The sequence below is a fragment of the Euzebyales bacterium genome (genome assembly GCA_035461305.1).
Lineage (GTDB): Bacteria > Actinomycetota > Nitriliruptoria > Euzebyales > JAHELV01 > JAHELV01.
The window spans coordinates 1-12,825 of sequence record DATHVN010000025.1; the positions used below are offsets into that span (position 1 = coordinate 1).

Genomic DNA, 12,825 nt, shown 5'->3' on the forward strand with positions numbered 1-12,825 from the left:
CGTCATCGGCCTCGAGGAACCGTCCACACGACATGCAGACACTGTCCAACCAGCAGGCGTCGTCACCCATCCCCCTCACGGTACCGCGCACCGAGGATGCGGACCACCACGGGCGAGACCATCCGGAACGGTAGATTGAACAGCGGAACTATCAAGCGCACGGCACCGTAGAACCTGGCGTGAAGGGACGACGCTGGACCCCGACGTCCGGATGCACCGCGCGCTCGGCGACGAGAACCGCACCCACCTGATGCGGATCTGCGCGGAACGACCGACCCACTGGACGCGCACGAGCTCGCCCGCCAGCTGGGCCTGCACCTGACGACGGTCCGCGCGCACCTCTCCGTGCTCGTGGACGCGGGACTCGTGGTCTCTCACACCGAGGATCGCACCACGCCGGGCAGGCCGCGCCACCTCTTACCGAGCGGCCACCGGCGGCGTCGTCGCGACCGATCAACGGCTACCGCCTGCTCGCGGAGATGCTGGCAAGCCACCTGACGGCACCAGCGCCGACCCCGGCACGCCATCACGGGACGCGCGTGGGGCCTCATCCAGGGCGCCCTGGAGACGCTCGGAGCGCCGCTGGAGGCACGCGACCTGAACCGTTCGTGGGCCATCGCTGTGCGTCGCCCACGTCACGGCCACAGCGACGGATCCGGCGGCAGCTGACACAGGTCGCCGTCCATCCCGAGAGGCCGGTGCGGATGTCGACCAGCGTCGGTGGTGATTCGTGACCGGACCACCATGCGCGTCATGCACCGACGTTGACACCTCGGCTACGCTTGCGCGGGGGCTGGTCCGCCCGAGCGATGCGGGATGTAGCGATGGCGCCGTCACCCGACTACGTGTACTCCGCCGAATGGAGTCGGATCCTCGAGCACGGGGATCACTTCCTGCCGTACCGCCGGGTGCTGCGCCGGTTGCCGGCGGATCCCCGGTGCGAGTTGTGCCGCGCGCCATTCGCGGGCGTCGGCGGGGCGTTCGTTCGCGCGGTGAAGGGCATCAGGCCCTCGACGCTCAACCCCCGGTTCTGCAACGATTGCGAACTGCTCGGTGACCAGTATCCGGGTGGCGCCGAGGCGGACGTGGCGATGCTGTTCGTCGACATCCGCGGCTCGACGACGCTCGCCGAGGGCTTGACGCCATGGGACTTCTCGACCGTGATCGATCGCTTCTACCGCGCCGCGACGGATGTGCTGGTCGACGCCGGCGCGCTGATCGAGAAGCTGATCGGCGACGAGGTCACGGCGATCTTCGCGCCGGGCTTCGCCGGCAGGCATTACGTCCGCAGGGCGATCGAGGCGGGGGCACGCCTCCTGGAGTTCGGCGACACGGCCGACGACGACCACCTTGGCGTGCCGCTCGGTGTGGGCGTTCATGCAGGCCGCGCGTTCGTCGGTGCCGTCGGATCATCCGGGCGGATGACGACGATCTCGGCGCTCGGCGACATGGTCAACGTGGCCGCGCGCCTGGTCTCGCTGGCGGGGCCGGGCGAGATGCTCGTCAGCGACGGCGCGTACGCTGCGGCGGGCCTCGACGATCACCGCCATCCCGCACGCCGTCTGGAGCTGAAGGGCCGCACGACACCCGTCGGTGTGCGGGTGCTGACGGTCGCGACCTCCGGCTGACACCGTGACGCATGCGGGTGGCACCGGTCAGCGTGCGGGCGGTGCCGGGTGAACCGCATCGCCAAGGCGCTCGGCGTCCGTCCTGGCGACGTGGGGGTGCTGACCTGGCTGGTCGCGCTCTTCGCCGCCACGCAGGCCGGCCACGGCCTCGGCTCGAACACCGGTGACGCGCTGCTGTTCGTTCGGTTCGGCGTCGACGCGCTGCCGCCGATGATCGCCCTGTCGGGCGTCACGATCATGCTCGCAACCGTCGGCTACGCGGCCGCGATGAGCAGAGTGGGACTGGCGCGGCTGCTCCCACCGGTCGCGTGGGCTCTGGCAGTGGTGCTGCTCATCGAGCGGGCCGCCGTCACGACCGGCCGGCCCATGATCTACGCCGTCATCTGGCTGACCGAACAGGTCGTCGTGCTCGTGACGTTCACGATGATGTGGAGTGCGGCCGGCGACGCGTGCGACACGCGGCAGGCCAAGCGCCTGTTCCCGCTGCTGGCCAGCGCGGGTATCACCGGTGGCTTCGTTGGCAACATGCTGACCGGACCGCTGGCCTCGACCATCGGCACGGCCAACCTGCTCGTGGTCCACGCCGTGCTGCTGGTCGGCGTCGGGTTCCTGGTCCGCGAGGTCGCCGCGCGGTTCTTCACGGGCCGGACGACGGCGAAGACCGGCGCGCTCGACGAGCTGCGCGCGGGCCTGCGGGCCACCCATGGGTCTCCGTTGTTCCGCCTGACGGCGGTCGCCGGGTTCAGCTCCTCACTGCTGTTCTTCCTGGTCGTCGTCCCGTTCGCCGAGGTCGTCACGGCCAGCTTCGAAGGCGACGCCGCCGTCGCGGCGTTCCTCGGCTACTTCTCCGCCGCGTCGACCGCGGCCTCCCTCCTCGTGTCGCTCTTCGTGACGAACCGCCTGCTCCGTGGCCTCGGCGTCGTCGGCGCCGTGATGATCGTGCCCGTGGTGTACGGCCTGGGCTTCGCGTTGTGGACCGTGTCGTTCACCCTCACCACGGCAGTGCTGGTGCGCGGGGCGCAGTGGATCGCCGTCAACGCCATCGGCGGCACCGCGTGGCAGGCGTTGTTCAACGTCGTGCGACCACCGGTGCGCGGGCAGGTGATGGCGTTCATCACCGCCGTGCCGACCCAGCTCGGCGTCGTCGCCGCCGGCGTGGCACTGACGCTGGGCATCGCCGATCTGCCGATCCGGTGGTTGTCGCTGCTCGGCGCCGCTGCTGCAGTGGCGACGACCCTGGTCGTGCGCCGGATGCGTCCGGCCTACGTCGGCGATCTGCTCGTCGTGCTGCGCTCCGGCCTGGGTGACGTGTTCAGCGTTGCCTCACGCAGCCCGCGCCACGTCGTCGCCGGACGCGACGCGCTGCGTGCGCTGCACGCGGCGATCACCGACGCGCAGCCCGCACGGCGCCGGATGGCCGTGCAGCTGCTGCGCCTCGTCGACGTGCCACCGCCCGACCTGCTGCTGCAGGCGGCCACCGATGACGATCCTGACGTCCGGGCGCTGGCGATCGACCAGCTGGCGGAGCTCGATGACCCGCGCGCCGGGGCGGCAGTGACGGCGGCCCTTGATGACGCGGACGGGCGGGTGCGGCGTGCCGCCCTGCGGGCCGTCGGCCGATCCAGGCGCGACGACGTCGCAGCGACAACTGCGCTGCACGACCCGGATCCGCTCGTGCGGGCCACGGCCGCGACCGTGGTCCGTGGCGACGACGGTCGGCGGGTCCTGGTCGATCTGCTCGGATCATCGGTGCAGCGCGACATGCTCGCCGCACTCGACGCCGCGACCGAGTGGTCCGAGGCCCCGGTGCGGTCGATCCTCGAGCAGCTGACCGCCGACCAGCGATCGGACGTCCGGCTCCGGGCGGCGACGGCGCTGGCCGCCCGCGCGGACGTCCCAGTGGCGGTGCTGCCACTGCTCGACGATCCGCGGCAGAAGGTGCGCGACGGTGTCGCCGATCTGCTCCGCGGCCGCACCGAGTGCATCGAGGCGCTCACGGCGGTGCTGCGGGAGGGGTCGGAGCGCGCCCAGGTCGCCGCGGTGCGCGCGTTGCGCGACCAGCAGGCCGCCGACGACGCCGTCATCGCCTGGGCAATCGAACGGGCCCGCCGTGCCGAGACCGTGCGCCGCTACCGTGCGGAGCTGCCGTCGGTCATCACCGTGCCGACGCCGAGCCGGACGTACCTCGACCGTGTGCTCGTCCAGCGCGAGTGGCAGGCGTTGCACGGCGTGCTCGCCGCCGTCGAGGGTCTCACCGGCGGCGAGGCGGCGCAGCTGCTGACACGAGGTGTCCGCACCGGTGACCCCCATTTGCGCGCCCAGGCCGTCGAGGCCATCGACAGCCTCGCCGGCCGGCCGCTGACGCAGCGGGTTCTCCCACTGCTCGAGGACGAGCCGGTGGCCGGATCGCCGACCGGCGACATCACGGTGTGGCGCGTGCTCGACGATCCCGACGAGTGGCTGCGCGCCCTGGCCGTACGTGCCGCGGTCGACCAGATGAGCGCGCTACGGTCCCTGGTGTCCGAGCACGCGCGTCGTGACCGCTCGCCACTGGTCGCCGGCGCCCTGGGCGCCGTCGAGGAGGCAACCGTGGCACCGTCCGGTCGGTCCGGCGACCTCATCGACACGATCCTGGCGCTGCAGCAGGTCCCGATGTTCTCAGACCTGCCGCCCGAGGACCTGCACCACGTCGCGGAGCACTGCGTCGAGCGCGCGTACGCGCTGGACGAGGTGATCTACCGCCAGGGTGACCTCGGCGACGAGATGCTCATCGTGACCCGCGGCCGGGTGCGCATCAGCCGCACGGTCGACGGGACGACCGAGGTCCTGCGCCGGTACGGGCCGGGCGACCACGTCGGCGAGCTGTCCCTGTTGCGCGGTCGCCCACGCGTCGCCGACGTGATCGCCGACGCCGGTGGCACGGAGGGCCTGTCGCTGGATGCCACGGCGTTCCGGGCGATCATCGACGACAGGCCCGAGGTCGCGATGGCGATGCTGGCGACCCTCGCCGAGCGCCTCGGTACGAGCTGACGGGGGGCCGGGATGAGCATGCGCCCGTCCGGTGAAGGGAAGCCCACCGCCGCGTGGAGAGCGACCCGTCGGTCAGCTACCGCCTGCTGGGCCGCGCTCCGCGCGGTCGCAGCGACGAGCACAGCACCATCACGGACGTGCTCCGGGTCGCGGGCGTGCTGGCGACCGCGCTGCTGACGCGGCGCCGACGCTGAGCAGGACCACGGCGTCCTCGACGGCGTCGAGCCCGTGCCGCGCCGCGGGGATGGCCACGAGGTCGCCGGGGCCCAGTTCGATGGCGTCCCGCCCACCGGCCGTCAACCGCACGACACCGCTGACCACTTGCAGCGTCGCGGCACCGGGGCTCTCGTGATCGGAGAGGGACTGGCCGGCGAGAAGCGCGAGCAGCGACTGCTTCAGTGGTGTGCCCGCGCCCGGGATCAGCGTCCGCCCTGCTCTTCGGGCCGATGAGGCCTGCGCGGTCTGCAGCAGCTCGGCTGCCGCACGCTGCAGGTTGACCGCCCCGTTCGGCTCTTCGTGCCCGCTCGACGTCTCGCCGACATCTCCCGACATCACGACTCCAGACTGTTCGCAGCACCTGTCTCCTTCATTGTGTGGCATGCCGCAGCTGCTTGCGACGTTGAGCGGGTCCGGCACGCTCGTAGTGACCACTCACAGCAGTGGACACGACAAGCCGAACCTCGGTATAAGAACGAGGCGTGTGGTGAGTACCAGAGCGCCAGGAGACATGGTGAGCGCCCGCATCGGCAACCCAGCGGAGGCAGGCGACCGAGCGGGCTGGGGAGCCCGTGACGCCGTCGCCGGAGCGCTCGCCGCGGGCGTCCTGATCGCGGCGATCTGGGCGGGTTCGCTCGGCTTCCGCTACTTCGACTCGGCACTGGTGGGCTACGCCGTCGCCATCACGGCGCTGACGTTCGCGATCGTGGCACGGTACGCGCGGTGGCTGAGGATGCCCGCCACCCGACGGTACTGGCGCCGTGGCTGGCGACTGTTCGCCTCGTTCGACAACTTCCGGCAGTTGCCCGATCTGCTGCCGCGCGCGATCGGCGGGCAACTTCTAGGACAGGGGTTCATCCGCCGCCGCGGCGTCGTCCGCTGGATCGCCCACCAGTGCCTGTTCTGGGGTGTGATGGGGGCGACGGCCATCACGTTCCCCCTGGTCTTCGGGTGGCTGGTGTTCCTCCTGGAGGCCGGCACGGAGGACATCTACCGCGTGTGGATGTTCGGGCTACCGACATTCACGTTCCACACCGACTCGTTCGTCGGGTGGTCGTTGTTCCACGCGCTCGACTACACGGCCGTCCTGGTCATCGTCGGATGTGCGATCTTCCTGTGGCGGCGGTTCCGTGACCGGGCCGTGGCAGCTGCGCAGCGCCTCGGCTACGACATGGTGCCGCTGCTCATGCTGCTGGTCATCTCGGTCACCGGCCTGCTGCTGACGGCATCGACGGTCTTCTTCGAAGGCGCCTACTACGGGTTCCTCGTGATCCTGCACATGGCTTCGGTGGTCGTGTCGCTGGTGTTCATCCCGTTCGGCAAGTTCTTCCACGTCGTCCAACGGCCCGCGTCCGTCGGGATCCAGCTCTACAGCGAGGTCAATGCGCAAGGCGACCGGCGGCCCTGCGGCCGGTGCGGGCAGCCGCTGGCACCACCGATGTTCGTCGAGGACCTGCAGGCGACGCTCGACGAGCTGGGTCAGGACTACCGGCTGCCGGCCGAGGGCGACGCGGGACACCTCACGGAGCTGTGTCCCCGGTGCAAGCGCGTCGTGCGGGGACAGGCCTACTTCGCCGTCAACGGCGGCAGCTTCGCGTCGCCGAACGCAGACACGGAGGCGGCGCGATGACTCGACGCAGGTTCGCGATGCCCACTCCTCCGGGGGTTGCCGACTTCCACGAGCAGGGCGCGGCGTCGGCCGGTGACTGGGAGACCGACAGGCCCGACGAGCGCTGGGTGCCGACGCACTGCAGCTTCTGTGGCGTGCAGTGCGGGATGTTCCTGCGTGTGGCCGGTGGGGAGGTCATCGGCGTCGAGCCTCGCATGGACACACACAACCGCGGCAAGCTGTGCCCGAAGGGCGTGGCCGCCTACCAGCAGATCGCCCACCCGGACCGTCTCACGCACCCGCTGGTGCGCGACGGTGGCCGGCTGCGACGGGCGGGCTGGGACGAGGCGATGGATCGTGTCGTCACCGGCATCCGCCGCATCCAGGAGGAGTCTGGCCCGGATGCTGTGGCGACCTACGGCGGGGCCTCGATGACGACCGAGAAGACCTACCTGCTCGGCAAGTTCGCACGCATCGGACTGGGCACGAAGCACACCGACTACAACGGTCGCATGTGCATGGTGTCGGCCGGCGCCGCCAACATGTCCGCCTTCGGTATCGATCGCACCGCGAACCCGATCAGCGACGTGGCCGACGCGGACGTGGCGCTGCTGATCGGCGCCAACGTGCCCGAGACGTTCCCGATCTTCATCCGTCACTTCTGGACGCTGATCGATCGGGGCGGCACGCTCATCTGCGTCGACCCGCGCGAGACCACACTGGCACGTGTGGCGCAGTTGCACCTGCCGGTTCGCCCCGGGACGGACGGGGCACTGCTCAACGCGATGCTCCACGTGATCGTCGCGGAGGACCTCGTCGACCATGCGTTCGTCGAGGCGCACACCGTGGGGTTCGACGACGCGGCCGCAGCGGTTGCCGACTGGACACCGGGCCGCGCATCGGTGGTCTGCGGCGTGCCCACCTCCCACATCGTCACAGCGGCGCGGCTGTACGGCCGGGCCGACAAGGCGATGATCAACCACGCGCGCGGCCTGGAGCACCAGGTCATGGGCACGCGCAACGTCCAGGCCGCCATCAACCTGTGCCTGGCGACGGGCAACCTCGGCCGGCCGGGCGCCGGCTACGGCACCATCACCGGCCAGGGCAACGGGCAGGGCGGCAGGGAGCACGGCCAGAAGTGCGATCAGCTGCCGGGCCAACGCAAGTTCGACGATCCGGGCGCGATCGAGCACACGGCGCAGGTCTGGGGTGTCGAACCGAAGGAGATCCCGGAGAAGGGCGTGCCGATCTTCGCCCAGCTGGACCTCATGGAGGCAGGCACGATCCGCGGCGTCCTCAACTTCTGCTCCAACCCGATCGTGTCGTGGCCGAACCATGCGCGCACGCACAAGATCCTCGAGGGCCTCGACCTGTACGTGGTCAGCGACCTGTTCCTGTCGGAGTCGGCGCTACTCGCCGACGTCGTTCTTCCCAGCGCGGCGTGGGCCGAGAGCGAGGGCGTCATCGCCAACAGCGACGCGCGGGTGCTCAAGATCAACAAGGCCGTGGACCCACCCGGCGAGGCCCGCACCGACATCGAGATCATCTGCGACATCGCCCACCGACTCGGGCGCGGTCCTATGCCGGCCCGCAGGCGGTGTTCGACGAGCTGCGGCACGCCTCGCGTGGGGGCCGCGCCGACTACTTCGGCATCACCTACGATCGGCTCGACGACCCGGCCGGCATCGCCTGGCCCTGTCCGAGGGAGGACCACCCGGGCACGCCGCGCCTGTTCGAGGACCTGCGCTTCGCCTTCCCCGACGGCAGAGCGCGCTTCAACGCGGTCGCCTACGAGCCACCCGCCGAGGAACCCGACGACGAGTACCCGTACCGGCTGACCACCGGGCGCGACGTCGCCCACTACCTGTCGGGCAACCAGACCCGCCGCCTGGGATACCTCACCGACCAGTCGCCGGCCCCGTGGGTGGAGGTGCACCCCGACACCGCCGCCACGCTCGGCATCAGCGAGGGCGATGCGGTACGCGTGACCACGCGCCGGGGGACGACCGTGCTGGCGGCCCGCGTCGTGCGCACCATCCGGCCGGACACGGTGTTCGTGCCGTACCACTGGGCCCCGCCGATCGCGGGCAACCAGCTCACGATCTCGCGCTTCGACCCCACCAGTGGCATCCCCAACTACAAGGCGTGCGCCGTCAAGATCGAGCGGTCGGCGGAGCCCGCCTTCCCCGTACCCCCGCCACCCGTCCCCGTCGAAGGGTCCGACGCATGACGATGGAACGGTCGATCTTCGTCGATCCCTCACGGTGCATCGGCTGCGGCGCGTGCGTCGCCGCCTGCCGCGAGTGCGACAGCCACCGCGGCAAGTCGATGATGAACCTGGACGTCATCGACCGCGGGACGTCGACCGCGGCGCTGCCCACGGTGTGCATGCACTGCGCCGACCCCGTCGCGCCGTGGCGCAGGTGTGCCCGGTGGACGCGATCCTCCAGACCGACGACGGCGTCGTCCACTCCCCGGACGTGTCGCGGTGCATCGGCTGCACGAACTGCGTCCATGCCTGCCCATGGGGCGTGCCCAAGTTCGACGTCGTCGAACAGCTCGCCTACAAGTGCAACCTGTGCTACGACCGCACGTCGGTGGGGCTCGGGCCGATGTGCGCCACGGTGTGCCCGTCCGACGCGCTGTACTACGGCACCGCCGCTGAGGTGGAGGCGCAGCGGCCCAGTCGCAAGGTGATCGACGTCTTCGGGTTCGGCGAGCAGGCCCTGCAGACCGGCAACTGGATGGTGGTGCCCGCCGACGCGCCGGATCTGCTGCCGGTGATAACGGCATGACCCGTGCGGACCCGCCCGATCCCGAGCTCGTCGCCGAACGCGTCGCGCGCCTGACGACGGACACCCTGGTGACCCGCCGGGGGTACCTCAAGATCCTCGGCGTGCTCAGCGGCGGGCTGGCCGCCGGCAACGTCGCGGTCGCTCTCGGCGCGTTCCAGCGACGCACCGCGGGCGCCACGATCGAGACGGTCATCGCCGACGACGCCGACGCCATCCCCGTCGGCGGGGCGGTCCGCTTCACCTATCCCAACGACCGCGATCCGGCGCTGCTGCTGCGCCTCGACGACGACGTCTACGTCGCCTACTCGGTCATCTGCACCCACCTCGCGTGCGAGGTGCTGTGGGAGCGAGGCACGACCGATTTGTACTGCCCGTGTCACAACGGCGTGTTCGACCCCACCGACGGTGCACCGGTCGCCGGACCACCCGAACGCCCGTTGCCCCGGATCCGGCTCGAACGCCGCGGCGCCGCAATCGTCGCCGTCGGCGAGGACCCCGGGCAGTTCGAGGCCGGCCACAGCGGGGCTGCCCATGCGCTCTGAACCGACGGACGTCCGCTCCCGCTCCGCTCAGACACGGCTGACCCGCACGCTGCCGGGCAGGCCCGCCGACGAGACCGACGAGGGCGTGCGCACGGCGCTGACCACACGGATCGTGATCGTGCTCACGATCATCCTCGGTCAGCTGTGGGCGCTGACCGTGGGTCTGGAGGCCTACCTGGGGGGCCACACCGGACAGGCATGGCTGCTCGCCACCTTCTCGGTCGTCTCCTTCGTGGTCGCCCTCGCGCTCGTCCGCGTCGAGCTGCCGACGCGCTCGCGGCGTCGTCCGCGCCAACGCTGAGGTGGGTCGATGGATGGAGATGGCACGTCGAATCAGGACCGGTACCCCACGCGACCCCGCCGACCCGGTCCCGTCGGCGGTGACATGGCCGCGGTCGTGTTCGGGCTCGCACGCCGCATGCGGCTGCCTGCGCTCGTCGAGCGTCACTCCTCGGTGCCGGTGCTCGGCCTGTTCGCCCTGATCAACGGCTTCATCTCGATCGGGCTGATGGCCGCGGCGGCGTGGATGACCGACGCCCCCTTCGTGTTCCCGTCGCTCGGCCCGACCGCGTTCCTGCTCTTCTACACACCGGTGCAACCTGCGGCTTCGCCCCGCAACACGATCCTCGGTCACCTGATCGCCGTCGCCGCCGGCTACCTGGCACTGGCGCTCTTCGGTCTGCTCGACGCCCCACCTGCGCTGGCCACCAGCGTGACGACAGCGCGGGTCACCGCCGCCGCGCTGTCGTTGGGACTCACCAGCGGCGCCATGATCTGGGCGAAGGTCCCGCACCCACCCGCCGGCGCGACCACCCTCATCGTGTCACTGGGCATCCTGCGTGAGCCGGCGCAACTCGCGGTCCTCATGCTCGCCGTCGTCCTCCTCGTGGCGCAGGGCTTCGTCATCAACCGGCTCGCGGGCATCCGCTACCCGCTGTGGGCCCCACGTCCCGCACCGCGGCCCACCGGCGACTGAAGGCCGGCGCCGTCACCTGCGTGCGGAGGCGGGTTGCCGCAGAGGTGGGCCACACATGTCGCAGTGCGCGCCGACCTCCTGCCGAGGCTGCGCCTCGGCATCAGTCGTGGACGTGCGGTCGATGACGAAGAACGCTAGCACCCCACCGCTCGCGACCGCCGCGCCCGAGATCACCATGGCGTCCGCGAAGCCCTGCGCGAACACCTCGGCATCGTTGTATGCGTCACCGGTCAGCCCGACCACGACCGGCAGAACCGCCACCGCAAGCAGCTGCGCGGAACGCGCGACGGCGTTGTTGACACCGGACGCCACACCGGAGTGACGTTCCTCGGCGGCGGCGAGCACCGCCGTGGTCAACGGCGCGACCGCGATGCCCAGCCCGACACCGAACACCGCGATCGCGGGAAACACGCCGGTGAGGTAGCTCGCGCCCTCCTGCACCCGCGACAGCAGCGTGATGCCCAACCCGGCGACCACGGGACCGACCGTCATCGGCAGGCGAGCCCCGATCCGCTGCGCGAGCGCGCCGGCGCGGGGCGACAGCACGAACAGCAGGACCGTCACCGGCAGCGACGCCACCCCAGCCTGCAGTGCCGTGTACCCCAGCACCGTCTGCAGCTGCACCACGAGCAGGAAGAACACCGCCCCCATACCGCCATAGACCGCGAAGGTCACCACGTTGGCCCACGTGAACTGCCGGGACGCGAAGATGTCCAGCGGCAGCATCGGGTGCGACGACCCTCGTTCGATCAGCACGAACGCCACCAGTGCGACGACACCGATGAGCGCGGCGGCCACGACGGCGGTGCTCAGGCCGCTGTTTCCCGCCTCGATCAGCGCGTAGGTGACGCCACCCAGACCCACGCCGCCGGCGACGGCGCCAACGACGTCGAGGGTGTCCGGGCTGTCCGGGTCGCGCGACTCCGGGACATGACGCACCGCGATCAGCACGACAAGGATCGATAGCGGCACGTTGACCAGGAACACCGACCGCCAGCCGATGCCGTCGATCAGGATGCCGCCCAGGAACGGTCCCAACGCGCCGGCCAGCGCACCGATGCCCGACCACGCACCGATCGCCTTGCCACGATCGTCGGCGACGAACGACGCCTGGATGAGCGCAAGGCTCCCAGGTGTCAACAGCGCCCCGCCGATCCCCTGCAGCACCCGCGCGATCACGAGCTGACCAACGTCCTGCGCGACCGCACACAGCACTGAGGCGACGGCGAACCAGGCCACGCCGATCATGAACACCCGCCGGCGCCCGTACCGGTCACCGAGCGACCCGGCGAGCAGGATCAACGAGGCGAGCGCGAGCATGTACCCGTTGAGCACCCACTGGAGCCCGGACACGTTGGCGCCCAACTCCGTCCCCAGCACCGGGAGCGCCACATTGACCACGGTCGAGTCGAGGAATGCGATCGATGACCCGCCGATCGTCGCGGCCAGCACCCACCAACCCCGCGTCGAGCCATACCGGATCTGCTCGGGTGCGGCGACGCCGCCGCTCGGCGAACCACTCTCGCTCATGACTGCGCTCCCGGATCGTGCACACAGTCCAGCGCAGAACGCCGCCGCGAGATTCCCAGCTACCGCGAAAACCTCGCGGCCGAGCAGGGAGAGCACATGACGACGAACTCGCCATCGCGGCGGCATCGATCGCCGAGCACCGGGGTCGGCATCGTGCTCGCCCGACAGGTCGCGGACTCGGACCGGTCATCGGCGGCCTCCTGGGGCGGCAGGCTGGCCGATGCCGAACAGCCGGGCGAGTCGGGTCAGCGCGCGCGAGGCCCTGGCTGGCAACGAGGTCGTGTCGGGGATCTGCATTGGGCGGACCCGGGCGTTCTGGAGGGCGGTGAACCGCCAGCCCTCGTGAGTCCGCACCGCGACCAGCGTCTGGCGTGACAGGCGCCGCGTCGGCAGCTTCGAACGCCACGGCATGAGCACGGACCCGAAGGCGTGCACGACGGCAACGTCGGCGTCGATGTGGCGGACCGTCTCGACCCCACCCACGAGCGCCGAACCGGTC

The 12,825-nt window shown here is 70.8% G+C and carries 12 protein-coding genes; 9 read left to right on the plus strand and 3 right to left on the minus strand.

The features are described from left to right. Positions 1–824: 824 nt before the first annotated feature. A complete protein-coding gene (locus VK923_02045; GenBank protein ID HSJ43448.1) occupies positions 825–1,628 on the plus strand; it encodes an adenylate/guanylate cyclase domain-containing protein in 804 nt (267 codons plus the stop codon). 48 nt (positions 1,629–1,676) lie between these two features. Next, a complete protein-coding gene (locus tag VK923_02050; GenBank protein ID HSJ43449.1) occupies positions 1,677–4,658 on the plus strand; it encodes a cyclic nucleotide-binding domain-containing protein in 2,982 nt (993 codons plus the stop codon). Positions 4,659–4,787: 129 nt separating this feature from the next. On the opposite strand, the gene VK923_02055 is transcribed toward VK923_02050, so the two are convergent. After that, complete coding sequence (locus VK923_02055) at positions 4,788–5,210, minus strand: cupin domain-containing protein (GenBank protein HSJ43450.1); 423 nt, start codon at positions 5,208–5,210, stop codon at positions 4,788–4,790. Between the two features lie 151 nt (positions 5,211–5,361). On the opposite strand from VK923_02055, the gene VK923_02060 reads away from it, so the two are divergent. From VK923_02060 to VK923_02090, 7 genes are all read left to right on the plus strand, one after another. Continuing rightward, entirely contained in the window at positions 5,362–6,504 is a 1,143-nt protein-coding gene (locus VK923_02060) for a hypothetical protein (GenBank protein HSJ43451.1), read from the plus strand. A gap of 17 nt (positions 6,505–6,521) precedes the next feature. Next, positions 6,522–8,321, plus strand: coding sequence for a molybdopterin-dependent oxidoreductase (locus VK923_02065; protein ID HSJ43452.1), 1,800 nt, complete (start codon positions 6,522–6,524; stop codon positions 8,319–8,321). Positions 8,322–8,371: 50 nt separating this feature from the next. Then, positions 8,372–8,713, plus strand: coding sequence for a molybdopterin dinucleotide binding domain-containing protein (locus VK923_02070; protein HSJ43453.1), 342 nt, complete (start codon positions 8,372–8,374; stop codon positions 8,711–8,713). 193 nt (positions 8,714–8,906) lie between these two features. Next, a complete protein-coding gene (locus VK923_02075) occupies positions 8,907–9,278 on the plus strand; it encodes a 4Fe-4S dicluster domain-containing protein (GenBank protein ID HSJ43454.1) in 372 nt (123 codons plus the stop codon). Then, entirely contained in the window at positions 9,275–9,820 is a 546-nt protein-coding gene (locus VK923_02080; protein HSJ43455.1) for a Rieske (2Fe-2S) protein, read from the plus strand. The genes VK923_02075 and VK923_02080 overlap by 4 nt, the downstream gene beginning before the upstream one ends. Then, positions 9,810–10,121, plus strand: coding sequence for a DUF6755 family protein (locus VK923_02085; GenBank protein HSJ43456.1), 312 nt, complete (start codon positions 9,810–9,812; stop codon positions 10,119–10,121). The genes VK923_02080 and VK923_02085 overlap by 11 nt, the downstream gene beginning before the upstream one ends. A 9-nt stretch (positions 10,122–10,130) precedes the next feature. Then, entirely contained in the window at positions 10,131–10,796 is a 666-nt protein-coding gene (locus VK923_02090) for an HPP family protein (protein ID HSJ43457.1), read from the plus strand. Positions 10,797–10,808: 12 nt separating this feature from the next. Here the strand turns inward: VK923_02090 and VK923_02095 are convergent, their stop codons facing one another. Both VK923_02095 and VK923_02100 read right to left on the minus strand, forming a co-directional pair. Next, positions 10,809–12,326: an MFS transporter gene (locus VK923_02095; protein HSJ43458.1), complete on the minus strand. Its 1,518-nt coding sequence runs from the start codon at positions 12,324–12,326 to the stop codon at positions 10,809–10,811. Positions 12,327–12,512: 186 nt separating this feature from the next. Beyond that, a partial coding sequence (locus tag VK923_02100) for a hypothetical protein (protein ID HSJ43459.1) occupies positions 12,513–12,825 on the minus strand: 313 nt, incomplete at its 5' end.

Excerpts from the sequence above, each read along its gene's own strand:
- VK923_02085 (HSJ43456.1), top strand. The coding sequence starts at position 9,810 with ATGCGCTCTGAACCGACGGACGTCCGCTCCCGCTCCGCTCAGACACGG.
- VK923_02045 (HSJ43448.1), top strand. The coding sequence starts at position 825 with ATGGCGCCGTCACCCGACTACGTGTACTCCGCCGAATGGAGTCGGATC.
- VK923_02065 (HSJ43452.1), top strand. The coding sequence starts at position 6,522 with ATGCCCACTCCTCCGGGGGTTGCCGACTTCCACGAGCAGGGCGCGGCG.
- VK923_02080 (HSJ43455.1), top strand. The coding sequence starts at position 9,275 with ATGACCCGTGCGGACCCGCCCGATCCCGAGCTCGTCGCCGAACGCGTC.
- VK923_02090 (HSJ43457.1), top strand. The coding sequence starts at position 10,131 with ATGGATGGAGATGGCACGTCGAATCAGGACCGGTACCCCACGCGACCC.
- VK923_02055 (HSJ43450.1), bottom strand. The coding sequence starts at position 5,210 with ATGTCGGGAGATGTCGGCGAGACGTCGAGCGGGCACGAAGAGCCGAAC.
- VK923_02095 (HSJ43458.1), bottom strand. The coding sequence starts at position 12,326 with ATGAGCGAGAGTGGTTCGCCGAGCGGCGGCGTCGCCGCACCCGAGCAG.